The following is a 26352-nucleotide window of genomic DNA, read 5'->3' as shown; positions in this document are numbered from 1 at the left end:
TATCGGCAGGCACAGCGCTACCTGCCCGACGAGATCGACGGCAAGGCGCTGTTCGACATCGCCACCCACAACCCCGGCGGAGTCGGGGCGCTGGGCGACATCGTCATGGTGCCACCAGTCCGCGAAGCCCGCGACCGGGGACTTCTCCTCGCCCGGCCGATGGACTCCGAGGTCCTGCGCTCCGCCGACGCCATCATCTGGTGCACCGGCTTCCGCCCGTCCCTGTCCCACCTCGCGGGCCTTGGTCTGCGCACCCCGGACGGCCGCATCCCGCATCCCGAGATGGTGGTGTTGAAGTCCATGCGGGAGGACCGGGAACCCGCTTGGGCGCTTACGTTGGACGCCGCCAAGCACGGGAACATCCCGCTTTGGGCAGACGACACCGGCCTGCGCAGAGTGGCCCACTCGTTGGGCATCAAAACGTTCAGCACCCACGCCCTGCTGACCATCGCGTACGAGCGCCAGCGCATCGACGCGGAGACCTTCGACCAGACCATTTGTGAGTTGATCCGCGAGCACGTCGTCGACCTGCCAGCCGACTACGCGATGCTTGAGGCGGTCGCAGCGGAACAGGACTGGCACGCTGGGTCAGTTGCCATCATCCTCGGGCGTGGTCCCACGTGGGTCGACCGTCGACAGGCGCTCGAGCTCTTCCTCACCGCGTACCGCAACGCGCCCGACGACCACCTGAAGTCCTGGGCATTCTGGGCGATCAGCGGGCTACGGGACGCGACTGCCCAGGACCATCACGAGGAGGTGCTCGCCAACCTCGCGGTTCTGACGTTCCTCTCCGGTCAAGGCCGAGCAAGCCGGGCGGCAGCCTCCACCGCAGCGCTCGACCTGGTCATGCCCGAACTCGGTCAGGCGGTGATCCACCGGGCGTTGAAGGAACTGTGGAACCTGGTCAAAGACATGCCGTCTGTCGATAGGGCGGTGATCCTGTACTTCCAGATCATCGGCGGTCTCGACGATGTACATCGCCAGTACGGCGCGCAGGTGATTCTCGAAAGGTGAGCTGCGGGCGATTCCCGGAGCCCCGATGCGGACGCCCGGGAGGTCAGTCGTTCCCACTGACGGATTACCCGGCCATCGGGAGCAGGAGTTTCTTCCAGTCGCTCACGCACGCGCCGCGACGGCGTCACCACAACCACCGAGGGCCGCACGAGCGCGCCGGGACTGTCGGGCCAGGTGGGCGCGCTTCTCCACGGTCGCGCCGTCGACCTCTCCGGGGTGCTGCACGGCTACGACGACCCGTGGTCCTGGATGGTCGGGCCGCGAGTCTCCGCGCCGATGGGCACGGTGAGGAACTGCTTGACAGGGCTGCGGTTCGGGCCCGTCCACGGCGACGCCGAACAGGCCGTCTTTGGAGCCCAGACGCTGCCGTCGGTAGCGATCGAGCAATGCTCATGACCTGTGGATCGGCTCGGGAGGACGTACCTTCCCGGGCGATTGATCGATAGGTCACCGAGCAAGACCGGTGTTCGCAGCACCGGTCGGGAAGGCACGTGTGTGCTCAGCGTAGTGAACGACGAGGGCACGACCAGCGTCTCCTCCTTGATCGACGAGATCGTCCGGGAGGGCGCGCGGCGGATGCTGGCCGCCGCGCTGGAGGCCGAAGTGAACGCCTATATCGCCGAGTTGGCCGATGAGCGCGACGACAACGGACGCCGTCTGGTGGTGCGCAACGGCTATCACCAGCCCCGGCAGGTCACCACCGCGGCCGGCGTGGTCGAGGTGAAGGCGCCACGGGTGAACGACAAGCGCGTCGACGAGGCCACGGGCGAACGCAAGCGGTTCTCCTCCGCGATCCTGCCGCCGTGGTGCCGAAAGTCCCCGAAGATCAGCGAGGTGCTGCCGCTGCTCTACCTGCACGGCCTGTCCTCCGGCGACTTCGTGCCCGCCCTGGAGCAGTTCCTCGGCAGCTCGGCGGGTCTGTCACCGGCGACGGTCACCCGGCTCACCCAGCAGTGGCAGGCCGACCACCAGGCGTTCGGCGAGCGCGATCTGTCCGGCAGCGACTACGTCTACGCCTGGGCCGACGGCATCCACCTGCGCATACGCCTGCAGGCGGCGAAGTCGTGCGTGCTCGTGCTGATGGGCGTGCGCGCGGACGGCACCAAGGAGCTGATCGCCATGAGCGACGGCTACCGCGAATCAGCCGACTCCTGGGCCGATGTGCTGCGCGATTGCCGGCGGCGCGGGATGCGCGCTCCCGTCCTGGCGGTCGGCGACGGCGCGCTCGGTTTCTGGAAGGCCCTGGCCGAGGTGTTCCCTGAGACCCGCCATCAGAGGTGCTGGGTTCACAAGATCGCAAATGTGCTCGACGGCCTACCGAGGTCAGCCCAGCCGGGAGGGAAGAAGGCCCTGCGGGAGATCTACAACGCCGAGGACCGCGACCACGCACTCGCAGCGGTCGCGGCGTTTGAGAAGACCTACGGCGAGAAATGGCCCAAGGCCGTCAAGAAGCTCACCGACGACGTGGACGAACTGCTGGCGTACCACGACTTCCCCGCCGCGCATTGGATCCATCTGCGCACGACGAACCCCATCGAGTCCACGTTCGCCACCGTCCGCCTGCGCACGAAGGTCACCAAGGGCGCCGGCAGCGCGGCCGCCGCCTTGGCCATGGTGTTCAAGCTCGTCGAGTCCGCCCAGCATCGGTGGCGGGCCGTGAACGCACCCCATCTCGTCGCCCTCGTCCGCGCCGGAGCCCGCTTCGAACGCGGCCGGCTCGTTGAGCGGCCACGGATGACTGCGGCATGAACAGGGTGGCGGACCTTCCTCAAAGTTCGAGATCATCCGACCATGTCGGATGACGCGCCAGGACAAATCCTTCCGGTGGGCTTCGGGTTCCGGCCGTATCGCGGCGACGAAGACCACGGCCCCATGGCCGCGGTGCGGCTGGGGTGTGCTGAACGGGACCGGATCGATGCCCATTCGGTTGTGGAAGGGCTCCCGACAGCGGCCGAGATCGCCGAAGCCTCTGCCAAGCTGGAGGAGCCGTCCAAGAACCAGATCCTGGTGGTGCACGACGGGAGCGTGGTCGGCTACTCGACGATCCGGTGGTGGCGGGAGCGGGACGACACGTGGCTGTACCTGCACCGCGGCTACCTCTTGCCCGAACATCGCCGTCAGGGCATCGGCTCAGCCATGCTGAGCTGGGCCGAAGAGCGGATCCGCCAGCTCGTCAAACAGCATGGAACGGCCCGCACGGCAGTGATCGGCGCGAACGCCATGGCCTCCGAACAGGACGCCACGGCGCTACTGCTCGCAGCCGACTACCGACGTGTCTTCAGCCTGGTCGAGCTGGAGCTGGGCGATCTCCAGCAGTTGCCCGAGCCGGGCAGCGAACTGCCGGTCGGGATACGGACGGGGCCGATCGGGACAAGCCACTACCGTGCCGCCTGGAGGACGGTCGTCGATTCGTATGCGGATACCGGTTTCACTCGGAAATGGACTTTCCAGGACTTCGTCGACACCGCTGACCCGGCATGCTGGAGAGCAGCATGGAACGGGCAGGACATGGTCGGCGTCGTCCTCTGCTCCATCCGCCGTCACCACCACACTGTGGGCGAGGTCGAAGAGTTGAGTGTCCGGACGGACCAACGACGCCTAGGAATCGGCCGGGTCCTGCTGCTGGATGGGCTGCGAAGTCTTCGCGAGCAGGGTGCAACGACTGCGCGGCTGTTCACGGGCACGGCAAATCCGCACCGGTCCTACGATCTTTACGAGAGTGTGGGGTTCCGGCGGCAGAACGAGTACGTCCGTTACCGCAAGCCGCTTGCTTGATCAACCGGTCATTTGACTGTCCGGTCAGTCCACAGGATTTGACAATTCCTCCCCACCACGCACGATCCGATGCTCGAACAGTGCCGCAATACCACTGCCATCGCCAATCACCGGCCACCAGAAGAATGACCCAACCCGACATCCGCCGACGGCAATGGTTGAGCGGCATCGTCAAGAAGTCGGCCCGTCACCACGTCAGCTGACCTGCACGGACACTGATTTCAGCAAACACAAGGCCAAGCGACGCCGCTTGGGTTGGGCATGGCGGACAGCGCAGCACGGCGGCGCGGTGATCGTGATCGGTAGTTACCGGTGCGGCGGCGGCACCATCAGCAACACCGGTTGCGCCAGTTCCGCGCAGGAGACCCGTACCTGCACAGGCGGTGGAGCCTGCGTGGAGCCGCCGAGCAGCACACCGTACGCGCTGCCAGGGCCCACACGCGGACACGATGGCCACCGCGCGCTGCTCGTGCGGACCATCCCCGCGTCGGCGGGGAACACATCAGGAATGCCTACCGCCTGTCGATCCGGGCGTCGCGAAGCGGCTGACAAAGGCGGCGGCGCGCGAACTGATCAGCGCCCTGGTCGGCTCCCGACGCTCAGCCCTCTTCACCGTCGTCGTCCTCGTCCAGCTCCGGCGCGTCAGGGTCGCGCAGCGGGGGCAGGCCGCCGCCAACCGGGGTAGAGGCGGTGAAGCTGTAGCGGCCGAGCACGTTGAGGTTCTTGTGCTTGAGCGGGGAGAGCCGCGCGACGCCCTCGACAGGCCGAGGCCCCGGCCGATCGCCTCGGCGATGGCCTGGGGCGGCACGCCCTCCTCCGCGACGCCGTGCGGCACCGACCCCCGGTAAGCGGCAGCGCGTGGCCGGATCGGCGCCGCATCCGGGTCGATCAACCGCTGTTCCACCGCCGCCGAAGCCCTGGGCTCAGTCGTCTCGGCAGGGCCGGTCGTGGCGTGTTCTCACTGGTCATACCGCTCGTCTTCTCGGCGGTTGTGCAGGTCATGGCACTCGATACCCGGCGGCGCGGAGGAGTTCGTACCAGTCGGCTCGGGTGAGCGGCAGGTCGGACCCCTCGGCGGCGCCGCTGACACGGTCGGGGGTGGTGGTGCCGAGCACGACCTGCATCTGCGCGGGATGGCGGGTGATCCACGCTGTCGCGATGGCGATCGCCGGAACCTCGTACTGAGCGGCGAGCCGGTCGATCACGGTATTGAGCTCGGGGTAGTCAGGAGAGCCGAGAAAGACGCCGTTGAAGAAGCCCGCCTGGAACGGCGACCACGCTTGGACGGTGATGTCGTTCAGCCGGCAGTAGTCGAGGATTCCGCCGCCATCGAGGGTCACCGACTGCTGCTCGTCGAGCATGTTCGCCGCGATCCCCTGGGCGATGATCGGCTGGTGGGTGATCGACAGTTGCAGTTGGTTGGCGACGATCGGCTGGCGCACCGACTTCCGCAGGAGGTCGATCTGGCGTGGCGTGTGATTCGAGACCCCGAAATGGCGGACCTTTCCCGACGACTCGAGATCGTCGAAGGCGCGAGCGACCTCCTCGGGCTCGACCAGCGCGTCCGGGCGATGCAGCAGCAGGATGTCGATGCGGTCGGTCCGCAAGGCCCGCAGCGATCCCTCGACCGAGTCGATGAGGTGTTCGTAGGAGAAGTCGAAGTAGGGCCCCTCCCTGACGATCCCCGCCTTGGTCTGGATCGTGATCTCGTCGCGTTGCGATGGGGTGAGCCGCAATGCCTCGGCGAAGCGACGCTCGCAGTCGTGCAGATCGTTTCCGTACACGTCGGCGTGGTCGACGAAGTCGATGCCGGCGTCGCGGGCCGTGCGTACGAGTTCCTGGATGTCGTCATCGGTCTTGTCGGCGATACGCATCAGGCCGAGCACGACGTTCGGCGCGATGATCTCGGTGCCGGGCAGGGTGAAGGTCTTCATGACCTGTCCTTTCAGGACGTACGGGGGGCTGTCGGCGCCACCCCGTGAACGGACGCCGGAACGCCGTGAGCGCGTCGCGCGCTCGCGGGGAGGCGCGTCAGTTCGGATTCCGGAGCCGGAGGACCCGGGCGGCGGGCGCCGGCCCGCCCACGAGGCGGAGCACGCCGGCGTCGGCGTCCCAGTCGGCCGGCCAGGCGGTCAGTCGCCGCGGATACAGCACGTCGATCTCCGCGTCGATGCCGCGCAGGTGCGGCATCGGGAGGTCGACGACGTCATCCGCGCCGGGCCGCCGCCACACGGCCAGGACGCTTTCCATGCCCGCGCGCAGGCCAAGGGCGATCCACTCGAACCGGTGTAGTAGTACGTGTCGCCGACGCGGATGACCTCGAGGTCGGCGAAGTCCTGCCAGATCACCGGGTTGGTGAACTGCTCCTGCTGGGCCGTCGTGCCCGCCACCGCGCGCATCGCGCCCATCGCCGGCAGCGTGGCGCCCGCAACCAGGCCGGCGGTGGCCGCCATGACTCTCCGGCGGCTGTGGGGGTGTTGGAGCCAGGACATACGAGATCAGCTTCCTCACGCGTGGGGGGGGGACCGAGAGCCGAAGGTGCGGAGCGGTGGGTGTTCCCCGCAGTAGCGGAGGATCCACCCTCATCATCGAAGCGCTTCGATACTCAGCCAGGGTCCTGATTCTGTCAAGAGATCGCGTGACAACGGCTTGTGGTGCCCGCTGGAACCCTGTGCCGCTCGAAAAGTCATCGCTGCTGGTCAAACGCCATGTCTGTACTCGTTGAGCGATCAGGATGTGGTCGAGGACCTCGCGTCGGATGCTGCCGATGGCTCGTTCGCAGTGGGCGTTCATCCGGGGTGCCTGCGGCGCGCCCTTGATCACCCGTATGTCGTCGGCCCGGAAGACGGTGTCGAAGGTCTGGCCGCATTTGCCGTCGCGGTCGCGGAGCAGGAAGCGCAGGGACTTCATCCGGTGTCCGAGGTCGGCGGCGAGGTTTCTGGCCTGCTGCGCTGTCCATGCCTGTGTCGGGTGGACGGTGACGCCGGTGATGTGAAGGCGCCTGGTGTGGTGTTCGAGGAACGCCAACGCGTAGAGCCGCTTGCCGAGCACGGTGTCGAGGTGGAGGAAGTCCGCCGCGATGATGCCGTCGGCCTGGGCGGCGAGGAACTCCCGCCACGTTGGGCCTGTGCGGCGTGGCGCCGGGTCGATGCCCGCTTCGTGCAGGATCTGCCAGACCGTCGAGTGAGCGATCCTGTGGCCGAGCCTGGCGAGTTCACCCTGGATGCGGCGGTGTCCCCACCGCGGATTCTCCCTGGCGAGTCGCAGCACGACCGTCTTGATCGCGGCTCTGGTCGGTGGGCGCCCGGTGTGTCGACGAGCGGTGTAGTCCCACCGTCCGGCGATGAATCTGCGGTGCCAGGCGAGCAGGGTGCCGGGCGTGACCGGGAAGACCTCCTGTCATCGCCGACGATCCATCAGCCTGGACAGAGCCGCGAACCAGAACCGTCCGCGGGCTCATAACGGACTGGGCCCGCGAGTTGCCGCCGAAGGACTGCGTTCTCGTGGCGCAGCACGAGCAGTTCGTCGTCCTCAGCGGCCTCGCTGCGTAGCAGCACCGACGGCACGGACAGCAGCTTCCGGGTCACCTCGTACAGCAGGGACAGGATCACGGGAGCATGCTCTCAAGCGGGTGTCGGCCCTGGTCTACCAGCGACGACGACTTTCGAGCGGTACAGGGCGAGCAGCGAACTTCGGAATCAACGGCTCCGCCAACGCCCACAACTCGTCAGGTACCAACCGCAACGACAGACGATCAACCACGAACCAGGATCATGACATGTCCGTCAACGCCACATGAGCCAAGGTCTTAGCCCTGCCGCGCCCCGAAATCGATGATCGTCGAATGTGGAGGCTTGAAGGGCACGACCGGTTGCCGGCGCAGACCGGCGGTGGAACACTGAAAACATTGGTGGAGCAGGAGAAAAATCATGACCATGACCGACCAGGAGCGGATCGCTGCCCAACGCCGGACGATCGACGAGCACATCAAAGGCGAGAATGAGCATGACTGGGCGCGCGTATATGGAACCTTTTTGAAGGACGACCGGGCATACTACGACGTCGTCCCCCTGAGCACCAGTTTCCCTGGATTTCAGGGTGTCCAGGACTTCTACCAGCTCATCGAAGCGGCCATACCGGACTTTCGTGTCATCGTCACCGGCGAATACGACACCCCTGGCGCATCCGTCCGTGAGGTGACGATCGCGGGGACACACCGCGGCGAGTACTGCGGAGTCATGCCGCAGGGCAGGCCGGTTTCAGTGGAAGTGGCCGCGTTCTATCTCTTCGGGGACGGGGACGAGTCGGCCAAGCTCGTCGCTGAGCGCGTCTATTACGACAACGAAACGTTGCTCGGCCAGATGCGCGGCGAGGAGAACGCCTCGACCGGTATGGGCCTCGCTGAGCGCTAGACAGCCGGATCTCTCGTGAGACGCCGCGTAGGTCTGGGTGGCCTACCGACGTTCCGACTGTGATGGGGTCGTTCTGCTTGGCGGTTGGCGGTGCGGTCCTGGCGACACGGGAGTGGTCGGGCCGGTCTGTTGACGGCGCGGCGCCCTCGCCGTGGCCCGGCGGCGGTGACACCGTTCCGGAGATCGGCATACTGTCCGTGTAGGTGTTGGTCGCGAACGCGATCAGCTGATTCCTTTCTCCGTTCATGACACCAGTCACCGTTCATGACACCAGTCACATCGAAAAGCAAGCACGGGCTAGTGGGTGGCTTGTCGTTCGGCGACCCAGACTGCGACATGGGAGCGTGAGGTCACGCCGAGCTTGGACAGGATGTGTTCCGCGTGTGACTCGACAGTACGCTGCCCGATGAGCAACCTTGCGGCGATGTCCTTGTTCGACAGGCCTTCGGCGATCAGCAGGGCCACGTCGCGCTCCCGGCGTGTCAATGGTGACCACATTTGGTCATCGCGCTTCGGTGAAGGCTCTCGCCGGGTGGCTTTGTCGCCAAGTACCTGGTCCAGCGCTTGGTACGGATCCAACCCTGCGACCTTCTTGCACGCGTTGTCGAAAGCCGCTTCACCGAGGGCGGCACGGACCTTCGCCTCGTTCTCCCGGTGGTATTCGGCGAGCGGCTCGATTCCCATCAGCGGGACACCGACCAACGGCCAGATGCGCTCGAGCGTCCCGAACAGCCGGGCCGCGTCCTCGTGGCGGCCGGTAGAGGTCAGCGACCAGGCGAGGAATTCCACCGCCATGCCGAGACCAAAGAGGTCGTGGAGAGTGCGCTTGGTCGCGGTGCTCTCCCGCAGTGGCGGGATAGCCTGCTGATGGTCGCCTCGAAGCCACAGGGCGAGGCCGAGTACAACGAGCCCCCATGAGCGGGTCCAGTCTTCGCCGTGTTCCTTGGCGATGCGGACACACTCCTGTGCGTACGCGACGGCCTGGTCGAAGTCGCCCTGCAGCCCCGCGACGAAACCCTGCTGCATCAGCGCCATGACCGCGGGGCTGGCGAGCTGGCCGAGAGCACGGTGGCTGCGCCACGCCTCGGCGCAGAATGACCGCGCGCCCGCGAGATCACCGCTGCTCAGCGCGCTCAGCCCGGCCACCTGCAGGCCGTAGGCCGCCATCTGCGAGTCCGCCAACTGCTCGGCCACCCTGCGGCACTGCTCGGCGCTGGCATCGCTCGCGGCCGGTTCGCCCTGGTGGGATGCCGCCCAGCTGTAGACCCACAGAGCGTTGCCGCGTGCCCTGGTCGGTTCGTGGTCCAGTGGGAGCAGGCGGTCGATCCACTGCCGTCCTTCCGCGAGGACCCCGCACGGCATCCAGTAACACCACAGCGCTCCGGCTATGCGCAACCCGGCCTGAACTTCGGTCCGTTCGGCGAGGCAGAACTCGATGGCTGCCCGCAGGTTGGTGTGCTCGCTGCGCAGGCGGGTGACCCACTGCACCTGATTCGGGCCGAACCACTCTGCCGCGGCTTGCTCGGCAAGGCGCTGGTACCACTCGCAGTGCCGCTGCCGCATCCGTCGCTCCTCGCCTGCGGCGCGGAGCTTTTCCTGTCCGTACCGACGAAGCGTATCCAGCATGTGGTAGCGCGCGTGTTGACTGTGTGGGGGGTCGGACCGGACCAGGATGGACTTGTCCACCAGGTCCTCCACGAGGACGACGACGTCCTCGATGGCGATGCCGTCACCCGAGCAGACGCTCTCGGCGGCGTCGAGGTCGAATTCCCCGGCGAACACCGATGTCCTGGCCCACAACCGTTGTTCGTCGGGCGGGCAGAGGTCGAAGCTCCAGTCAACGGTCTCCTGCAGGGTTTGGTGGCGGGACAGTGTGGTGCGGCTGCCGCCCGCGAGCAAGCTGAAACGGTGCTCCAGCCCGGAGAGCAGTTGTTCGATCGACAGCGTCCTCAACCGTACGGCGGCAAGCTCGATGGCCAACGGGATTCCGTCCAGCCGCCGGCAGAGCCGGACCACGGGCGAGATGGTGTCGGAGGTGATGGCGAAGCCGGGGGCCACGACCGCGGCTCGCTGGCTCAGCAGGTTGATCGCCTCGTACCGGTCGAGTTCGTTCGGTTGCGGCATGTGGTCGGGGTCCGGCAGCGACAGCGGCGGCACGAACATGAGCTGTTCGCCGGAGGTCCGCAGCGACTGGCGGCTGGTGGCCAGTACCCGCAACTCGGGGGCCATGCCCAACAACGTTTGCACCAAGTCCGCGCAGGCCTCGATCAGGTGCTCGCAGTTGTCCAGCACCAGCAGGATGTGCTTGTCCGCCAGGTAGTCCAGCAGCACGTCCAGGGTGGGCCGGGACGACCAGTCCCGGATTCCCAGTGTCGTGGCGACGGACTGCACCAGCAGGTCCGGATCCTCCAGCGGAGCCAGTTCCACCAGCCAGGCGCCGTCCCGGAACGCTCTGCGCACCTTAGCGGCGATGCGTAGCGCCAACCGCGTCTTGCCCACCCCGCCGGGACCGGTCAGGGTCAGCAGCCGAGTTCCCGACAACAGCTGGCCCGCCGTGGCGACCTCATGGGTGCGGCCGACGAAACTCGACACGTCATCGGGAAGATTTCCCAACGGTGGCTTTGCGACCATGGCTTACCAAACTGCTCGTTCGAGCCTGGGATAGTTCCCATTTCAACACCATTGTCCCACTGCCCCGGCCCGACGCAACCACGGCGCCCGGCGTGCCCTCGTCAGTGGCAGCTGTTGCCAGGGTTACCCTGTGAGCAAGGGGCCGACCTCTCGACCGCGACTTCGCGGAGAGCGTGTGGCTTGTTACCGTTGGTGAATCTCACCGAGGGGCTCATGTGGACATAGCGTGAAAACATCATGCCCGAAGCCCTGTCGGCTGGGCTGGTCGGTAACCTGCTCGCCGATGTGACCAGTTTCGTCGCCATGAAGTGGCGGCGGTGAAGCGGATGCTCGCCCGCACCCGGCTGCCGACCTTGACCGGCGCCGGTGGTGTCGGGAAATCCCGTCTCGCCCTCCGTGTGGCGTCGAGCCTGCGCACAGGGTTCGTCGACGACGTCCGGTGGGTCGGCCTCGCCCAGTTGGACAGGGAGGACCTGCTGGCCCAGGCGTTGGCGGACACTCTGGGCCTACGGTCGCGCACAGCGCGTCATCCGGCGGAAGCCGTCCTGGACTATCTGGCCGGCCGGAGAGAGTGCTGCTGGTCCTGTGGGGGTGCCAGAACTCTGCACAGGTCCGCTGAGCTGCGGTGATCGTGCACCATGTGCCGCAGGGCATGATCGTGAGGCGCGGCGGTGGGCGGCGGTTGCACCCCGTACGCACGGCGGGGCGCGGTGTACTGCTCGGCGTCCGGTACGAGCAGCGGCATGCGGGTGCGCGGGCCGGCCGTGGCGGTGGGGCTGGCCGGTGGAAGGCGAACCCTGCCCGGTCGACCAGCCCGCGCAGCAAGTCGGATGCCACCCACAGCACGGTGTGTCCGGCGTCGGCGACCGCCCGGAGGATCGGCGGCAGCGGGTTGCGGCGGGTGGGACCGCCGACGCAGGTGACCGGGGCGTTCAGGTCGTCGGACGGTACGTGGTGATCGTGCCGCCGTGGTCGAACGGCAGGACCTCCACACCGCAGACGTCGACCCGGCACCCCGCCGCACCGGCCCGACCCGGCGGGAGTTCCCCGCCGCCCAGACCCACGGCACCATCGCGGCCGACTTCCCCCACATCGACACCATGCTCGGCACACGCCTCTACGCACTGGTCTTCCTCGAACACGGAACCCGACGCCTGCACATCACCGGCATCACCGCCCACTCGACACGGGCATGGACAGCAGGCCAGGAACCCCGCCGCCGACCTCGGCACCCGCATCGAGTCCCTGCGCTTCCCACTGCGGACCGTGACAGCAAGTACGGCGAGGCGTTCGACGCCGTCTTCGAGGCCGACGAACTGCGGGTGCTCACCAGTGCCCCGCGGTCGCCTCGGATGAACGCGCACTGCGAACGGGTCGTCGGCAGCATCCGCCGCGAGGTCCTCGACCACGTCCTCGTCGCGGGAGAGGCCCACGCACGTCAGATCCTCAAGACCTACGAAGTCCATTACAACCGGCACCGGCCCCACCAAGCCCACGACCAGCTACCACCCGAGGCCCAGGAACACCCCTGTGGGGTGCCAGAACTCTGCGCTGGGTCGCTGAGCTGCGGTAATCGTGCACCATGGACCACAGGGGCATGATCGTGAAGCGTGGCGTTACGACTGCCGTACCTGATCTTCGGCCAGCTCGCCGGCCAGCTGTTTCTACTCGGCCGCTCGTCGGCGGCCAAAGACGTCGCGTTACCGGTGCTGCGACACGAGGTCGCCCTGCTGCGCCGAGCCAATCACCTCGTCCCCGCACGCGCGGGGATCTTCCTGTCGATCAGCGCCATGCTGATCGGGCACCATCGACATTGCCGGGCTTGGCCATGTCGGGTGGGATCGTGGCGCTGTCGTAGACCGGCAGGAAGGAGCCGATGACGCGGAGGTGTTTCCAGCCTGCGTCGTCAGGACCCGACGCATCCCTCCACGGCGTGGGGCGGGCCCGTTGCGGGCATGGATAGGCTTTGTTGTCACGGGCGACCGGCGAAGCATCCGGTGGTGAGGAGGACCCGATGTCACCTCAACCGTGTACGGACGGCACGTTGCAGCATCTGTCCGTGGATCTCGACGACGCAAGCGTGGAGGGCGGGAAGACGGGTCTCACGCTGTGTTCGGCTCCGGAGCGTCCGGTCTGGGGCAAAGATCAGTGGGCGATCGACACTGCGTACGACATGTATCGCAGTGACACGTGCGTCGACATCGCCGCGTTGCCGCCGTGTGTGGAGTGTCTGCGGATGGCGGAGTTACTGGCCGACCCCGACACGGCGCCGCCGCTGCATCGGAGGACTCTGTGCTTGCCGAAAATGTCGTCCGTGCTGGTCAGGCGGCGTGGTGGTATTCGTTGAGGATGCCGCCCAGTCGTTGTCGTCGGCGGATGTCGAGCCGGGTGGCGGCTGCTTGATCGGTGGCTGGCTGCGGCAGCGGCTGTAGTGGTCGGGTGTTGTTGATGCCTTGGTGGGGTCGGTGGGTGTTGTAGAACTTCTCGTACTCGCGCAGGGCGTGGAGCAGGTGCCGCCGGTTCCAGATGAGGGTGCGGTCGAGGAGTTCGCGTCGGCAGGTCCGGATCCAGCGTTCCATGATCGCGTTCATCCGCGGGACGCGAACGCCGCTGAGGACGACCTGGATGCCCGCATCGGTGAGGATGTCGTCGAACAGGGCGGGATACCTTGTGCCGCTCGAAAAGTCATCGCCGCTGGTAGAGCAGTGCAGACACCCGCTTGAGAGCATGCCCGGGTGATCGTGTTCCTGCTGTCCGGCAGCACCCCACCGCCGTACACGACCTCGGTGCCCTCGGACTGGCGCGCACGCGGATCCTCGGCGGAGTCGTCAACGAGTACAAGCACGCCGCTTGACCAGCAGCGATGACTTTCCGAGCGGCACAGCCCAATGCTGTCAGCGTACGGGCCCGTCACAGACGTGGACCTGCCGATTCTGAATTCTGCGGGTTGAGTTCACGCGGCGCAGCGATGTTGGATCGCGGCGGCCCGCGCGGTCGACCTGCCGCACCTGCGCAGTCTCACCAACGGTCTCGAAATCGATCGGTCCGCTGTGGACGCCGGTCTTACCTTGCCCTATCACAACGGTCGCACCGAAGGCGTCAACACCCGCACCAAAAGGATCATGAGACAGATGCACGGGCGCGCCGGATTCGACCTTCTCCGCCACCGCATCCTCCTACCTGACAGATACCCGGAGTCACCACCGACTACGGGCCAGAGCCGCTCGATTGACAGACCCTGCTCCCGTTCCGGTGGGAGGTTGATGACGGCCCAATTACGCCTCGTCGGCCGGAAGGCGACGTCGAGTTCGGCGCGGCCGGAGCGGTAGCTCCCTGTACGGCGGCGGTGTGCTCACAGGCCAGGCGCCCCGATGAACGCGATGCCGCCGGGCCCCGTCGTTCGAGGCTCGGCGGCACGGTGCCGAGGAAGCCCTCGGCCGTCGCAGGCTGCGGTCAGATGGTCGATCCGCCGCCGGAGGTGTTGGACCACCAGGCGCTGTAGGCGTTCAGCGAGTACCGCTTCTGCACGCCGCTGGTCGAGGTGACCTCGAAGCCGAACTGCATCGTGTCGAAGGTGGTGTTGCGCAGGAGGTTCCGCGACGCGGCCCATCGCCAGACCTGCGCGGCGTCGATGGTGCCGGTGTTGCTCTGCTGGGCGGGGATGAACTGCAGGACGTTCCAGCCGGGATCGGCCTGCCAGACCGACGCGTACAGGGCGCCGCCGATGGTCACGTTGGACGCGATCTGCCTTCCCCAGCCGCCCAGCGGTCCCGGGTTCCAGCTGGTGAAGATCATGATCTCGTCCTGGTTGTTGGTGGACCAGAGGTCGGCCGTCCAGCCCCAGTTGTCACCGCTGGTGGCGGGAGCCGACGACGTGTTGTACCAGAAGCCCGCCGAGTTCAACTGCGACAGCGGCGTCTGGGGCCGGACCGAGGTGTTCGGGTAGGACTTGATCCCGCCGCCGGAGTGGTTCGCATCGACGTACCAGGACTTGATGCTGTTGACGGTCAGGCACTGCGTGCCGTGGTTCGCACCCCAGATGTTGTTGTAGATCGTCCAGGTGCCCTGGGTGTGCTGACCCCACCGGTCGCAGGTGGAGTACACCGCGGCCTGCGCCGGAGACGCGAAGCTCAGCAACCCGGCGATCACGGCGACGATCATGGCCGGCCGGCCCAAGCGGGCCGGCATGCTCCTCACGGTCATCGAACCTCTCCTTTGATGGCTCGAAGAGCGGACTGACCCCACGATTCTTAGGTTCACGACGAAACCAAGTCAACCCCTTGGACCGGTCGAGACGGCCTCCTCGGCTTTGTTTCGTCGCAAACCTGACAATGCCTGTCACAAGCTCGACCGCGCTCATCGCCTGTCGTCAAGCCGCTCCGGTGATCGTCTTCCTGATGGCGAGGGCGGCTGCCGACCGGGCCCACTCGCCGAAGTCGAACGGCTGTACGTCCAGGTCGATCAGCGTGGGGTCGTCCTCGTAGGTGTCCTCGATGCCCTTGTGCACCGTCGGCGTGGTCAGCTCGTAGAGCGGCAGTCCCTCGCCGGTGAGCAGGATCTTCTGCGGGTCCAGGAAGTTGGCCGCGGTGCCGATGAGCACGCCGAGTGCGTAGCCGGAGCGCTCGAACACGTCCCTGGCCTGCTTGTTCCCGGCGCGGACCCGTGCGACTGCCTCGTCGTAGGTGGGAGAGCCGTCGAGCTGTCGGAGGATCACGTGGGTCATGAGGAAGCCGGCGGCGCAGCCCCGGTGGCCGTAGCCGCAGTGCGGGCCGGTGGAGTCGACGAGGATGTGGCCGAGCCGGGGCGGCAGGCCGTGGGAGCCCTCGACCAGCCTGCCGTCGACGATCAGACCCGTGCCGACCCCCGCGCCGATGGTGACGACCACCATGGACGTCGTCCCGGCGCCGGCGCCGAACCAGTGCTCGGCCGCGGTGAGGGCCTGCACGTCGTTGTCCACGGCGGTGGGCACGCCCGTCGTCTCGGTCAGCCGCGGGCCCAGCGGGACGTCGGTCCAGTCCAGGAAACCGGCCCGGACGACCCGGCCCGCGCGCACGACGCCGCCGAGGACCACGCCCAGTCCGGTCAGCCCGGGGAACCCGGCCGAGACCTCGGTGATCGCGGCGATCACCTCGTCCGGGTCGCGGTTGGGCAGCGGCTGCTCGACCGAGTCCACCACCGTCGCGGTCAGATCGGTCACCGCGGCGAACAACCGGTCGCCGGTGAGCTTGACCCCGAGGAACCGGTGGGACGCGCCGTGCACGTGCAGCAGCTCCGAGGGCCTGCCGGTGGTGGAGCGCAGTTCCGTGGCGCCCTCCACCAGCAGCCCCTGGGCGACCAGGGCCTTGGTCACGCGGGACAGCGTGGGCCGGGACAGCCGCAGCCGGTCGGCGAGTTCACTGCGCGGCCTGGCGCCGTGGACGAGCAGCTCCAGCAGCACGTCACGTCCCGTCTCGGACAGGCGCGGCCAGGACGGTGCGGCGCGGACACGACTCCCCCGGGACACCCCCCGAAGATACCTGGTCGGGAGATACCTGGTCGGGCCACAGGGGACGATCGAGCGGGACGCCCACCCCCGGTACCGGAAGATCGGCGAGCACGGCGTCCTCACCACGCGGCGCCGAGGTCGGGACGGACCCGGAACACCGGTGCGGTTCAGCGGTAGGAGTCCTGACCGACCGGGCGGATCAGGATCTCGTTGACGTCCACGGTGGTCGGTTGGCTGACCGCGTAGAGGACCGCGCGGGCGATGTCAGCGGGATCGAGTGTGGCGTCGTGGGACCGTTCGGGAGGAATTCCGCCGGTGTCCACCAGGCCGGGTTGCACCAGGGTGACCCGGACGCCGGTGCCGACGCACTCGGCGCGGATGGACTGGGCCAGGCCGGTGACGGCCCATTTCGTGGCCGAGTACAGGCTGCCCGGCCGCACGCCGCGGCCCGCAGTACGCCGCCCTGCGCCGGGCCGACGCGGACGCGGCGACCGCGGACACCTGGGCCGACGCGCGGATGAAGGTGCGCGCCGAGCTGCGCGACCTCGCGAACACCAAGGCGGACCAGATCGCGCAGCTGAAGGAGATGACGCTCGACGAGCTGCACAACTTCGTGGCGGGACTCGTGGAGCGGGCACAGCCGCAGTAGGCCACCGGGCCCCTGCCGCAGGAACGCCACACGCCCGTTCGCAGACGTCCCAACTCCGGACGCGCCATGAACCGGGCGACCGCCCGGCCACACCGGAACACGACCCCTACCAGCCTGTGGTGTCGAGACCAGTCTCGACACCACAGGTTCACATTCGGCCCGGTCACGAGAGTCACTGGATGACAGCACCGCGAAAGGGGTCGCCATGACCAACGACCCGGACCACAACGGCTGGTCCCTGCTCAACCACATGCTCAACAACGACGCCTGGGCGCCGTTCATCCGCGCCATCATCCTGATGCTGCTCCTGGGAGCGATCATCACGACGGGCATGATCATCCTCGGCACCTCCACCGCCGCCGCCGGAATCGGCGCCGGCGGCACCCTGGCCGCCAGCGCCGGCAAGCGCTACCTCGCCCGACGCCGCGGCAACCGCGCCTAATGCTGCGTTCCTCAAAGGTGGTAGATAAACCGGCGTCGCAGCTTCCTGGGTTTGGGTGCCGGGCGGCCCCATACCCAGGGTCTGGCGCGGGCGTTGAGGGCGGCTGTGGCTTGTCGGGTGGCGTGGTCGATCTCGTTGGGATCGGCGAAGCTCTGTCCGGCCAGTCCCTCGCGGCGGAACAGGCGCCACCAGGGTTCCTGGAGGTTGAGCCGGCAGGCGCCGACGGGGATGAACGCGTGTTTGATGCGGGGGTGGTCGAGCAGCCATTCGCGGGTGGACTTGCTGTTGTGGCTGGAAAGGTTGTCGGTGATGACGTGGATGTCGCCGACCGGGTTGGCCTGTTCCGGCATCTCCAGGAACCGTTGGTAGTAGAGGCTGTTGCGCGATGATGCGGTGAGGGTGACGGCCTGGCCGTCGCGCACGCGGACGGCTCCGTAGACCCAAGTTCTCTCCGGTCCGCGGGAGTAGTCCAGGGGTGCTTTGATGCGGTGTCCGTCGCCGGACCATCCGGGTGCGGGTGGGAAGGTGCGGGGGATGACGGGGCCGAGTTCGTCGGCGCAGACTACCGTCGCGTTCTCCGGCGGATCGGTGTAGAGCCCGACGATGCGTGTCCTTTTGGGACGAACTCCGGGTCGTTGCTCGTGGTCCAGGAACGGGTCCGCCGCCACCTCACCCCTTCGGCGAGCAGGATGCGACGGACCTGGCTGCGTCCGACCGTGATGCCCTCGGCTTGCAGGGCCTCGCTCAGCGAGTCCAGTGTCCAGTGCGCCGGACCGCCCTCCTGTTCGGCGTCCAGGGTGCCGTCGGACTGCCGGGTCAACCGGCCCGGCGGCTGCCGGGTGCGCGCCATCGCCACGATCCGGCTGCGCTCGTCCTCGGTCAACCGAGGGCGCCGGCCCGCTCCCGGACGGTCGCCCAGACCGTCCAACCCGTTGGTGTTGAACCGATGCAGCCACTCACGCACGGTCTGCGGATGACACCCGACCTCGGCGGCGACGCCCTTGGTCGACCCGCCCTCCCAACTGGCGACCACGATCCGCGCCCGCCTGATCCAGTCACCGGGAGCGTGTCGGGCACCGGCCAGTTTCCGGACCGCCCGCTCCTCCGCAGCGTCGATCGGTAACCGCGCTACCAGCACTTTCGGCACGAACCACTCCTCGTCCACCGACCATGATCGACGATCAAGATACGGCATAATTGAGGAACGCAGCACTAACCCATTCCGCATTCCCAGGAGCCTGGTCCGGCACCTCGCCGACCTGTGGGGTGCCAGAACTCTGCACTGGGCCGCTGAGCTGCGGTGATCGTGCGCCATGGATCACAGAGGCGTGATCGTGAAGCGTGGCGTTACGACTGCTGTACCTGATCTTCGTCCGGCTAGTCGGCTGGCTGGTTCTGCTCGGTCGCTCGTCGACGGCCAAGGACGTCGAGTTACCGGTGCTGCGGCACAAGGTCGCCGTGCTGCGCCGGACGAGCCCGCACGCGGCTGGACCGGGCCGATCGCGCGGTGCTCGCCGCACTGGCTCGGCAACTCCCCCGGCTGCTGCGCGAGCACCGGTTGGCGACACCGGGCACCGTCCTGCGATGACACCGACGCCTGGTGGCCAGGAAGCGGACCCACCCGAACCGGACCGGGCGCCCGCCGGTCGACGACACCGTCGTGGCGTTGATCCAGCGGATGGCGAGGGAGAACACCGGCTGGAGCTACCGCAGGATCCAGGGCGAGCTGCTCAAGCTCGGCCACCGGGTAGCCGCGTCGACCGTCCGTCGCATGCTCAAGCGCCTGCGGATACCGCCCGCACCTACCCGGAACACCGACACCTCCTGGCTGCTGTCCCTCCGCCCCCAGGCCACAAGCAACCTGCCGATGGACCTCGGCGAGCAGACGGACAATTCCCGCTTCCCGATCCGCGATCGAGCCGGCCGATTCACCACGTCGTTCGACACCGTCCTCGCCGACCCCGGCATCCAGGTCGTGAAGACCCCGCCACGCTGCCCGAAGCGAACTGCTACGCCGAACGGTTCGTCGGCACCGTTGAACGCGAGGTCACCGACCGACTGCCGCCGACGACCTGACGGGCACACCCTCACCCCATCGACGACGCGTTCTGGAGGACCATCCGGGCGACAGGTCAACGCAGGACGCAGAACTCGTTGCCCTCGGGGTCGGCCATCCGCACCCAACCCTCGAACTCCCGCACCGCCACCGCGCCGAGGCCCACCAGACGGGCGACCTCGGCGGCCGGGTCGTCGGCGCCCAAGTCCAGATGGACACGGTTCTTCGCCACCTTGCCCTCGGGCACCAGCACGAAGAAGTAACGCGGCAGGCCGGGACCGGCCTCCACCAGCACCGTCGGATCGTCCTCGGGATCGTCGACCCCCTTCTCCCTCAGACGCCGCAACTCCGCCTCGTCGTACAGCGCCACGCGGTAACCGTCCAGGACCGCAGCCCAGAAACGGGCCAACGACGCCGGATGCCCGCTGTCGAAGACAATGTCGTGAACGCGGACCACGCCCCGTACCCCAACGCGGAGCGCTTGTCCGGCAACGACTTCCCGCCGCAACCCCGCCACAAGACCTCGACCAACCGACGAACCGCCTGCGGCAGGTACACCTCGGAGGCCTACCTGATCAGCGCGTGCAGGCCGCCCAGGCGGCGCTCCATCGCGAGCGTCAACCCGAATGCCGCCCGGCTGCCTCCCGCCGAATCATCGACACCAGTCGGACGTCCAAGTGCTTCCCAGAACACCTACGAGATCCGGCCGAGGACGAAGAGTCCCACCGAGCCGCCCGCACACCCCGCCGACCGCCGAACCGATCCGACGAAGCTGCGCCACCGAAACGACACGGGCCCTGTTCAAGATGGACAGAGCCTCGAAGAATGACTTCGTGACCCACTTCGGGAAAAAATTCCTTGAAGCGCTGGAGAATCATTGCTCGCCTACCCCGTGAGGCGACGAATGCTGTCGCCGATGTGGGCTCCGGCCCACCTGGACAATCGGCGGAAGTTGTTGCTATACTTGACACATGCGCTGCCACCACCACTGTGGAGGTGGGCCGCAGCCCACGTTTTCGGACATATAATTACCCCACGAGGCCCTGATCTGAGTTTACCAGATCAGGGCCTCGTGGGGTTTGTACGTTGGGGCGCTGACCTGCGGCTTCATCCGGTGCTCACACAACGGGCACCAGTCGGAGACCGACGCCGTGCGCGTCGCAGGTGACCGTCAGCCGGTTGTCGAGTAGGTAGGCGGCCACTTGGGCCGGTTCCACCCCGACGTGGTGCCTTTCCCTCACGAGCTGCTCCACGATGACGTCCACGAGATGGTCCTCACGCAGGTAGACGTTGCGGGGCGCGTCGGCCGGGCGGGACCGTGCGCTGGTGTACCCGTGCCGACACCGGTAGCCCGCACGCCCGTGGACCCAGTGCGACTCCAACCGCCGCCTGCACACCCCGCACACCAGCAGCCCGGACAGGTGATACCTCCGGACGCTGCCGTCCGCGGTCGGACGTGCCGCCCGGCGCGCCTGAGCCAGGAGGAAGTCGGCCTCGCTCACCAGTGCCGTGTGGGCGATGTTCGCGGAGATCACCCAGTCCTCGCGGTCGTTGGCGCGCTGGGCCGGCCGGCCGCTCGTCGGATGCGGGTGTTCGCGGTCGTTGGCCACTCGGTTCCACACCTGCCGCCCCGTGTAGCGGGGGTTCTCCAGGATCTTCGCGACGGTGATCAACGTCCACGCCTCGCCCGACCGGTGCGGGTTGCGATCCGCGTCGGCGGACGACGGACACGGTACGGCGCGTTCGTTGAGCTCCCGGGCGATCCCGGCGATGCTGCGCCCCGCCAGCCGCTCCGTGAAGATCCACCGGACGTGCGGCGCGGTCGCCGGGTCCGGCGCGAGCCGCTGGAGTCGCCGTCCCCAGCGCGCGTGTGCCCGGTTCGGATGCGGGCCACCGTCGACCAATCGGTACCCGTAGGGCGGACGGCCACCCAGATAGCGGCCCTGGTCGTAGGTCTGCGCCCGCATCGCCCCGATCACCCGATGCCGCACCCGCCGGATCTCCAGATCCGACCGCGCCCCCAACATCACCACCAACGCCTCATGCGCCGGACGCGCCATGTCCACACGTCCGCCCGCCTCCGGCAACCACACCTGCACCCCGAGCCGCTCGAACAACGGCGCCATCCGCACGAACTGGTCACCGCAGAACCCCCGCTCGTACTCCCCCACCACGATCGCGTCGAACCCGCGATCCGGATCCTCCAACGCGGCCAACAACCGGGAAGCCTGCGGCCGATCCGCCCACGCCCTGAGCCGGGTGCACCCGGCCTCGAAATACTCGGCGACGATCACACCGTGACCCGCCACCAGACGCTCCGCGACCTCCCGCTGCCACAACCGAGACGTCCGCCGATCCTGAAACTCCGAAGTGGACATCCTTCCGTAGAACGCAAAACGCAGTCCAAGATGGACGAACGGATCCTCCGACCGTTTCCGGCGCACAGTAGGTCCCGTAGTCCGCAACCACGCACCGAGCAAATCCGGATCTTCCGATCGTGACGCCATCACCGTGACCACCTTCGCATCGACCGACAAGACACCGATGGGACGACCCGCACCGGAAGCCGTGACGGGGGTCGACGTGTTCCCACCCAGACGGACCAACGGCCGTCGCCGTCCTCCGAGGCCTTCGAACCGGGATCACGACGCGACATGACCACGGCCGGGTGGCACTCGATCCGATTGACTCACCGGAGTCCAGCGACGTGTTGGCGCTGCGGCAACGGGCGACCCGACAGGCACAAGTGTGTTCGAACGAACGCAGAGGCAGGCGCGCAGGCGAGTCCGCGGTGCGGACGATGCGCATGTTCTTCCGGCTCACCATCGCCAGCGCCTGCTCAGATCCGGCGTCGACCCCGCCATCACGTGGCGATCCCCCGGCCGCTGCCCACCGTGCGCCGGGCGTTGACCCACAAGGAAGTCACCGCCATCAACCACGTCGAGCACCTTGCGCCGGAACCCGGGTGGGCACCTCTTGGGTATCGTGGGCTGTCCTCCGGACCACTGGAGTGATTGATCATCCAGTAACCCGACTCCGTACAACCAGGGGAGGATCAGTCCGGGCTGCGGTCTCCGTGGTGATGCGCGAGGTGGACCAGCACCTGGGCGATGCGGGTGGCGGCCGGTCGGGACATGGCCCGGCACAGGTCGTTGGCCCAGCGGATCTGATCGGCGCTAACCCTGGCCAGCTCCACGAGTAGTTCGTGGTGCCTGTCGAGCACGGCTCGGAGCTGGTGTCGACGGATCAGCCGGGCGGCGACGCGGCCGCAGGCGATCACCGTGGCGGAGCGGGGTTTGTCGTCCAGGGCGGCCATTTCGCCGACCAGATCGCCCGCGGACCGCACGCCCAGCAGAGCCGGGACCGATTCGTCAATGGCCTGCACCTTGACCGCACCGGTGAGCAACAGCACGGCGTGACCGTCGTCGGCACCCTGCCGCATCAGAACGTCGCCCGGCCCGTAGCCGACCGGGCTGCCGGAGTCGAGCAGAGCCCGTGCCGCGGGTGGCGACAGGCGGCCCAGCAGACCGCGGCGCGGCCGGTCATCGCTCATCTCCAACCCCCAGTCCAGTTTGCCTCGCATAAGCGGCCCACCGCCCCGATCATCGCACCGCGCGGTCGAGGCGTGGGGCAACCGACGTCAGCACCTGGAGCTGGTCAGTTCGCCCTTCCAAAGACTCCGCCCTGGCGTCGCTGACGCCGGGGCAGAACCTCCATAGCCGTTGTTGCGCAGCCGTGTCGCAAGAGGCTGCGAGGTGGGTACGTTCCGGCTCAGCCTCCGAACACCTCCGGTGGCACTCCCAGTTCCCTGGGTCCGACAAGTCCGAAGGAGGGGCCGCGGGTGAGCCAGAGCAGCAGGGGCAGGGCCCGGTCGGGGTGTCGGCGGCTCATCTCGCGGGCGATGTCGGCGACGGGTACCCGTGGTTTGGCCACCTCCTGGTAGTCCTCCAGCCAGGCACGGGTGTCGTCGATCACCTCTTCCCCGCCCACCGAGCCGTGGCCCGGGACCACGATCCGGTGTTCTCCCAGTGCCTGGACCTGGTCCAGGGCGGTGAGCCATGACGCGGGGTTGTTGGTGTCCGCCATGTAGCAGTGCGAGTGGTGGTTGAGCAGGTCCCCGGCGATCACGGCTTGCGCGTCGGGCACGTGGAAGGCGGTCGCGTGCACCGTCTCGGCCACCGGGAGGTCCACGAAGACCACTGCGTGCCCTTCCAGGGAATAGCTGTCCCCGGTCAGCGGCTCGGGCACCGGCATCTCGTCCGGGATCTGGTCGCCATAGGCTTCCTGCCAGTGCAGGCGTTTGGCCGGCCACTCCAGGATCCCGTCGATGACGCCCTGCCGGGCCAGGATCGGGGTGTCGGGGAAGGCGGAGGCGATCTCACCCATGCCGCCGTAGTGGTCCGGGTGCGCGTGCGTGATGAAGGCCGCCTTGAGCTGCTTGCCGCTGTCACGGACGCGGTCGGCGAGTTCGCGTGCCTCGTCGATGACGAACTGCACGTCGATCAGGATCGCGTCGTGCTCGCCGCTGATGAGGACGCAGTTCGGCGACAGAGCCGCTTCGGAACCCGCGAACACATCGAAACGAAGCCCGTTCCGCTGCTCCGAGAAGATAGTGGTGAGCATGGGTCATTCCTCTCTGACCGGCCCTTTTCGTTCCACTCGGTGCGTGGCATCCTCTGAGCCGTGCGGTAACGCTAAGGAAACCTGGGAGTCCGTGACATGACTGGGAACGCGCCGTTTCCGGCACCACAACGCAGCGACGACGCCGGCGCGGACGCCGAACGGCGTTTCACCACGCTCGGTCTCGACCATGACCAGTGGGACTACTGGAGCGAAGTGACCCGTACGGCGTTCGTCGCCATGCGCGCGGCCGCGCTGCCCGACGCGGTCCCCGTCTCCGCGAAGCACGGTTTCGCCGCTTCCGCTGTCGCCCGGGTGACGGGCGGGCTGCTGGTCAGCACCATGCGGGCGGATCCGCATGAGGCCGCTCGTACGCCTGACCTGGTCAGGAGAGCGGCAGGAGAGGACTTCTTCCTCACGCTGCTCACCGAGGGGTCGGCCAGGCTCCGGCAAGGCGACCGCGCCGCCGAGGTGGGTCCCGGCGACTTCGCCCTCGTGGACAGCACCCACCCCTACGTGTTCCGCTTCGACCGCCCGTTCCGCTCGGTGGTCCTGCAGATACCCCGCGCGATGCTCACCTCCCGCTGCGCCGTCGCCGAGCACGTCACCGCCGTACCGTTCCGGACCGCGCGCGGCATGGGTGCCTTCGTCAGTCCCGTCCTGCGCGCCCTGGCCGAACAAGGTCATGACCTCGGCGAGGCGACCGCCGAATCGTTCATGAGGAACCTTCTCGATCTCCTGGCCACCGCGTGCGACGCTCTTGGCTCGGACGTCTCCGGGAAAACGAGTGCGGCCGTTCATCGACGTGATCTCCGGCGGGCCAAAGCCTACCTCGCCGACCGGCTCCACGACCCCGGCCTGACGCTGCTCGCCGCCAGCCACGACCTGGGCTTTTCACTGCGTTATCTGCACGAGCTGTTCCGCGAGGCCGACACCACACCTCGCGCATGGCTCTACGCCCAGAGGCTCGACCGCGCCCGCACGATGCTGTCGGGGGCCGGATACGACGCTCAGAGCATCAGCAGCATCGCGCCGCGCGTCGGGTTCAAGGACGCCTCCCACTTCTCCCGGGCGTTCAAGTCCCGCTTCGGGACCAGCCCCGCCACCTACCGCAGGACGGCCGTAACGGCACCGTCGGGGAACGCCTGATCCGGATCGCTGCCGCGGCGTGCGCCTAGGACGGCCACAGTGAGTGCACGTGCGTCCTGCAGGACGATCTGCCACCCAGGCCCCACCGTGAGGGCGAATCCCACAGATTGATCACGACTCGATACGCGCCCTAGCCTCAATACCAGTGACTTAGCTTGAGTTTTAAGGTCTCAAGGCCGACGGGGCACCCGGTTGATCATGGGTGAAGCCCTTGGTTGATCATTCCTTCTTGCGACAGACGGAAGATCGACCAAGGGCTTCAGTTGATCAGTGTGCACTACACCGGTGCGGCGGCCGCGCTGGGGGACCTGTCCGGGTTCCGTCAGGACTTCTACCAGTGTGTGACCGCGCGGGCGGACGCGTTGTTCGAGCTGGCTGACGCGGCGCTGTGCGCCGAGGGGCCGGTCACCTCGCTGGTCGAACTGTCGTTGGAACCCGAGCACCGGCGCGGTCACGGCAGCCTGTACGAGGGGCTCAACAAAGGCGGGATCGATATCGACCGGTTCCGCAATGTTGTTGCCCGCCAGCAGGTTCCGCGCGGCGACGATGGCCGGATCATGTTGGCCATCGATATCAGCCACTGGCTACGCCCCGACGCGAACACCAGTCCCGACAGGCTGTTCTGCCACACCTACGCACGCGGCAGGGGGCAAGCCCGGATGATCCCCGGTTGGCCCTACTCGTTCGTGGCCGCCCTGGAACCCGGTCGCACGTCGTGGACGGCGTTGCTCGATGTCGTGCGCCCGAGCGATGATCACACCGATATGGCCGCCACCCAACTGCGCACCGTGGTGGACGCGCTGATCACCGCCGGACACCGACGCGAGGGCGACCCGGAGATCTGGATCATCGGCGACAGCGGCTACGACGGCCCTCGTCTGGCGTTCCTGCTGGCCGATCTCCCGGTCCGGGTACTGGTACGACTGCGATCCGACCGGGTGCTGGCCTTCCCCGCCCCACCACGGCAACCCGGCGCCCGCGGCCGCAGCGCCCGGCACGGAGCCCGGTTCGCGTTCTCCGACCCTGTGGGGTGCCAGAACTCTGCACTGGGCTGCTGACCTGCGGTGATCGTGCGCCATGCGCCACGGCGGCATGATCGTGAGACGTGACGCTACGACT

The 26352-nt window shown here is 67.6% G+C and carries 23 protein-coding genes and 3 pseudogenes; 11 read left to right on the top strand and 15 right to left on the bottom strand.

The features are described from left to right. Positions 1–159: 159 nt before the first annotated feature. The 3 genes from ALI22I_RS48490 to ALI22I_RS02865 all read left to right on the top strand — a co-directional run bounded on the left by ALI22I_RS48490 (position 160) and on the right by ALI22I_RS02865 (position 3789). On the top strand, positions 160–1014 hold the full coding sequence (locus ALI22I_RS48490) for a hypothetical protein (protein ID WP_143531918.1): 855 nt from the start codon (positions 160–162) through the stop codon (positions 1012–1014). Positions 1015–1509: 495 nt separating this feature from the next. After that, positions 1510–2763 (top strand): IS256 family transposase, encoded by a 1254-nt coding sequence (locus ALI22I_RS02870; RefSeq protein ID WP_077004001.1) that lies wholly within the window; start codon positions 1510–1512, stop codon positions 2761–2763. Between the two features lie 42 nt (positions 2764–2805). Then, positions 2806–3789 carry a GNAT family N-acetyltransferase gene (locus tag ALI22I_RS02865; protein WP_077004000.1) on the top strand — a complete coding sequence of 328 codons (984 nt, stop codon included), beginning with the start codon at positions 2806–2808 and terminating at the stop codon, positions 3787–3789. 998 nt (positions 3790–4787) lie between these two features. Here ALI22I_RS02865 and ALI22I_RS02860 read toward each other — a convergent pair. The 4 genes and pseudogenes from ALI22I_RS02860 to ALI22I_RS55295 all read right to left on the bottom strand — a co-directional run. Beyond that, positions 4788–5723: an aldo/keto reductase gene (locus tag ALI22I_RS02860; protein ID WP_077003999.1), complete on the bottom strand. Its 936-nt coding sequence runs from the start codon at positions 5721–5723 to the stop codon at positions 4788–4790. Positions 5724–5820: 97 nt separating this feature from the next. Then, entirely contained in the window at positions 5821–7059 is a 1239-nt protein-coding gene (locus ALI22I_RS52855; protein ID WP_338013455.1) for a hypothetical protein, read from the bottom strand. A 146-nt stretch (positions 7060–7205) separates the two neighbouring features. After that, positions 7206–7400: an integrase gene (locus ALI22I_RS51895; protein WP_238598040.1), complete on the bottom strand. Its 195-nt coding sequence runs from the start codon at positions 7398–7400 to the stop codon at positions 7206–7208. Positions 7401–7464: 64 nt separating this feature from the next. Then, a pseudogene (locus tag ALI22I_RS55295) lies at positions 7465–7551 on the bottom strand (IS5/IS1182 family transposase); the annotation flags it as partial. Between the two features lie 167 nt (positions 7552–7718). Between ALI22I_RS55295 and ALI22I_RS02840 the strand changes: the two are divergent. Then, a complete protein-coding gene (locus ALI22I_RS02840; protein ID WP_077003998.1) occupies positions 7719–8201 on the top strand; it encodes an ester cyclase in 483 nt (160 codons plus the stop codon). A 297-nt stretch (positions 8202–8498) separates the two neighbouring features. On the opposite strand, the gene ALI22I_RS02835 is transcribed toward ALI22I_RS02840, so the two are convergent. Beyond that, positions 8499–10832, bottom strand: coding sequence for an ATP-binding protein (locus ALI22I_RS02835; protein ID WP_077003997.1), 2334 nt, complete (start codon positions 10830–10832; stop codon positions 8499–8501). Positions 10833–11800: 968 nt separating this feature from the next. On the opposite strand from ALI22I_RS02835, the gene ALI22I_RS02820 reads away from it, so the two are divergent. Beyond that, on the top strand, positions 11801–12433 hold the full coding sequence (locus ALI22I_RS02820) for an integrase core domain-containing protein (RefSeq protein ID WP_077003994.1): 633 nt from the start codon (positions 11801–11803) through the stop codon (positions 12431–12433). 458 nt (positions 12434–12891) lie between these two features. Further along, the gene (locus tag ALI22I_RS02815) at positions 12892–13179 is read left to right on the top strand and encodes a hypothetical protein (RefSeq protein WP_202970603.1); all 288 of its coding nucleotides are present in this window, start codon (positions 12892–12894) and stop codon (positions 13177–13179) included. Here ALI22I_RS02815 and ALI22I_RS02810 read toward each other — a convergent pair. After that, positions 13154–13561 (bottom strand): integrase core domain-containing protein, encoded by a 408-nt coding sequence (locus tag ALI22I_RS02810; RefSeq protein ID WP_077003993.1) that lies wholly within the window; start codon positions 13559–13561, stop codon positions 13154–13156. The two genes, ALI22I_RS02815 and ALI22I_RS02810, sit on opposite strands and share 26 nt — an antisense overlap. 243 nt (positions 13562–13804) lie before the next feature. On the opposite strand from ALI22I_RS02810, the pseudogene ALI22I_RS02805 reads away from it, so the two are divergent. Further along, a pseudogene (locus ALI22I_RS02805) lies at positions 13805–14011 on the top strand (transposase); the annotation flags it as partial. 274 nt (positions 14012–14285) lie between these two features. Here the strand turns inward: ALI22I_RS02805 and ALI22I_RS02800 are convergent. The 3 genes and pseudogenes from ALI22I_RS02800 to ALI22I_RS02790 all read right to left on the bottom strand — a co-directional run. Then, on the bottom strand, positions 14286–15035 hold the full coding sequence (locus ALI22I_RS02800; RefSeq protein ID WP_143531917.1) for a hypothetical protein: 750 nt from the start codon (positions 15033–15035) through the stop codon (positions 14286–14288). A 166-nt stretch (positions 15036–15201) separates the two neighbouring features. Next, positions 15202–16335: an ROK family transcriptional regulator gene (locus ALI22I_RS02795; RefSeq protein WP_238598038.1), complete on the bottom strand. Its 1134-nt coding sequence runs from the start codon at positions 16333–16335 to the stop codon at positions 15202–15204. A gap of 149 nt (positions 16336–16484) precedes the next feature. After that, positions 16485–16769: pseudogene (locus ALI22I_RS02790) on the bottom strand (SDR family oxidoreductase); the annotation flags it as partial. A gap of 65 nt (positions 16770–16834) precedes the next feature. On the opposite strand from ALI22I_RS02790, the gene ALI22I_RS54380 reads away from it, so the two are divergent. Both ALI22I_RS54380 and ALI22I_RS02785 read left to right on the top strand, forming a co-directional pair. After that, the gene (locus tag ALI22I_RS54380; protein WP_274522741.1) at positions 16835–16966 is read left to right on the top strand and encodes a hypothetical protein; all 132 of its coding nucleotides are present in this window, start codon (positions 16835–16837) and stop codon (positions 16964–16966) included. Between the two features lie 205 nt (positions 16967–17171). Beyond that, on the top strand, positions 17172–17408 hold the full coding sequence (locus ALI22I_RS02785; protein ID WP_077003990.1) for a hypothetical protein: 237 nt from the start codon (positions 17172–17174) through the stop codon (positions 17406–17408). A gap of 11 nt (positions 17409–17419) precedes the next feature. Here ALI22I_RS02785 and ALI22I_RS02780 read toward each other — a convergent pair whose 3' ends face one another. The 6 genes from ALI22I_RS02780 to ALI22I_RS02750 all read right to left on the bottom strand — a co-directional run bounded on the left by ALI22I_RS02780 (position 17420) and on the right by ALI22I_RS02750 (position 24087). Continuing rightward, complete coding sequence (locus ALI22I_RS02780) at positions 17420–18076, bottom strand: transposase (protein WP_077003989.1); 657 nt, start codon at positions 18074–18076, stop codon at positions 17420–17422. Then, positions 17971–18555, bottom strand: coding sequence for a helix-turn-helix domain-containing protein (locus tag ALI22I_RS02775; RefSeq protein ID WP_077004017.1), 585 nt, complete (start codon positions 18553–18555; stop codon positions 17971–17973). Before ALI22I_RS02775 ends, ALI22I_RS02780 begins: the two co-directional genes overlap by 106 nt. 985 nt (positions 18556–19540) lie before the next feature. Beyond that, positions 19541–19921 (bottom strand): VOC family protein, encoded by a 381-nt coding sequence (locus ALI22I_RS02765; RefSeq protein WP_077003987.1) that lies wholly within the window; start codon positions 19919–19921, stop codon positions 19541–19543. A 661-nt stretch (positions 19922–20582) separates the two neighbouring features. Next, complete coding sequence (locus ALI22I_RS02760; RefSeq protein WP_274522737.1) at positions 20583–21908, bottom strand: recombinase family protein; 1326 nt, start codon at positions 21906–21908, stop codon at positions 20583–20585. A gap of 611 nt (positions 21909–22519) precedes the next feature. After that, on the bottom strand, positions 22520–23047 hold the full coding sequence (locus ALI22I_RS02755) for a Crp/Fnr family transcriptional regulator (protein ID WP_077003985.1): 528 nt from the start codon (positions 23045–23047) through the stop codon (positions 22520–22522). A 188-nt stretch (positions 23048–23235) separates the two neighbouring features. After that, on the bottom strand, positions 23236–24087 hold the full coding sequence (locus ALI22I_RS02750) for an MBL fold metallo-hydrolase (protein WP_077003984.1): 852 nt from the start codon (positions 24085–24087) through the stop codon (positions 23236–23238). A gap of 96 nt (positions 24088–24183) precedes the next feature. Here ALI22I_RS02750 and ALI22I_RS02745 point away from each other — a divergent pair, with 96 nt between their 5' ends. Both ALI22I_RS02745 and ALI22I_RS02740 read left to right on the top strand, forming a co-directional pair. After that, complete coding sequence (locus ALI22I_RS02745; RefSeq protein WP_083751369.1) at positions 24184–25233, top strand: helix-turn-helix domain-containing protein; 1050 nt, start codon at positions 24184–24186, stop codon at positions 25231–25233. 272 nt (positions 25234–25505) lie between these two features. Continuing rightward, entirely contained in the window at positions 25506–26291 is a 786-nt protein-coding gene (locus tag ALI22I_RS02740; RefSeq protein WP_238598046.1) for a transposase, read from the top strand. The last annotated feature ends 61 nt before the right edge of the window (positions 26292–26352 follow it).

The organism is Saccharothrix sp. ALI-22-I, assembly GCF_001984175.1.
Lineage (GTDB): Bacteria > Actinomycetota > Actinomycetes > Mycobacteriales > Pseudonocardiaceae > Actinosynnema.
This window is presented reverse-complemented; position numbering and strand designations above follow the sequence as displayed.

Excerpts from the sequence above, each read along its gene's own strand:
- ALI22I_RS48490 (WP_143531918.1), top strand. The coding sequence starts at position 160 with ATGGACTCCGAGGTCCTGCGCTCCGCCGACGCCATCATCTGGTGCACC.
- ALI22I_RS02840 (WP_077003998.1), top strand. The coding sequence starts at position 7,719 with ATGACCATGACCGACCAGGAGCGGATCGCTGCCCAACGCCGGACGATC.
- ALI22I_RS02755 (WP_077003985.1), bottom strand. The coding sequence starts at position 23,047 with ATGCGAGGCAAACTGGACTGGGGGTTGGAGATGAGCGATGACCGGCCG.
- ALI22I_RS02750 (WP_077003984.1), bottom strand. The coding sequence starts at position 24,087 with ATGCTCACCACTATCTTCTCGGAGCAGCGGAACGGGCTTCGTTTCGAT.
- ALI22I_RS02745 (WP_083751369.1), top strand. The coding sequence starts at position 24,184 with ATGACTGGGAACGCGCCGTTTCCGGCACCACAACGCAGCGACGACGCC.
- ALI22I_RS54380 (WP_274522741.1), top strand. The coding sequence starts at position 16,835 with ATGAAGGTGCGCGCCGAGCTGCGCGACCTCGCGAACACCAAGGCGGAC.
- ALI22I_RS02785 (WP_077003990.1), top strand. The coding sequence starts at position 17,172 with ATGACCAACGACCCGGACCACAACGGCTGGTCCCTGCTCAACCACATG.
- ALI22I_RS02860 (WP_077003999.1), bottom strand. The coding sequence starts at position 5,723 with ATGAAGACCTTCACCCTGCCCGGCACCGAGATCATCGCGCCGAACGTC.
- ALI22I_RS02810 (WP_077003993.1), bottom strand. The coding sequence starts at position 13,561 with ATGCTCTCAAGCGGGTGTCTGCACTGCTCTACCAGCGGCGATGACTTT.
- ALI22I_RS02800 (WP_143531917.1), bottom strand. The coding sequence starts at position 15,035 with ATGACCGTGAGGAGCATGCCGGCCCGCTTGGGCCGGCCGGCCATGATC.
- ALI22I_RS02865 (WP_077004000.1), top strand. The coding sequence starts at position 2,806 with ATGTCGGATGACGCGCCAGGACAAATCCTTCCGGTGGGCTTCGGGTTC.
- ALI22I_RS02835 (WP_077003997.1), bottom strand. The coding sequence starts at position 10,832 with ATGGTCGCAAAGCCACCGTTGGGAAATCTTCCCGATGACGTGTCGAGT.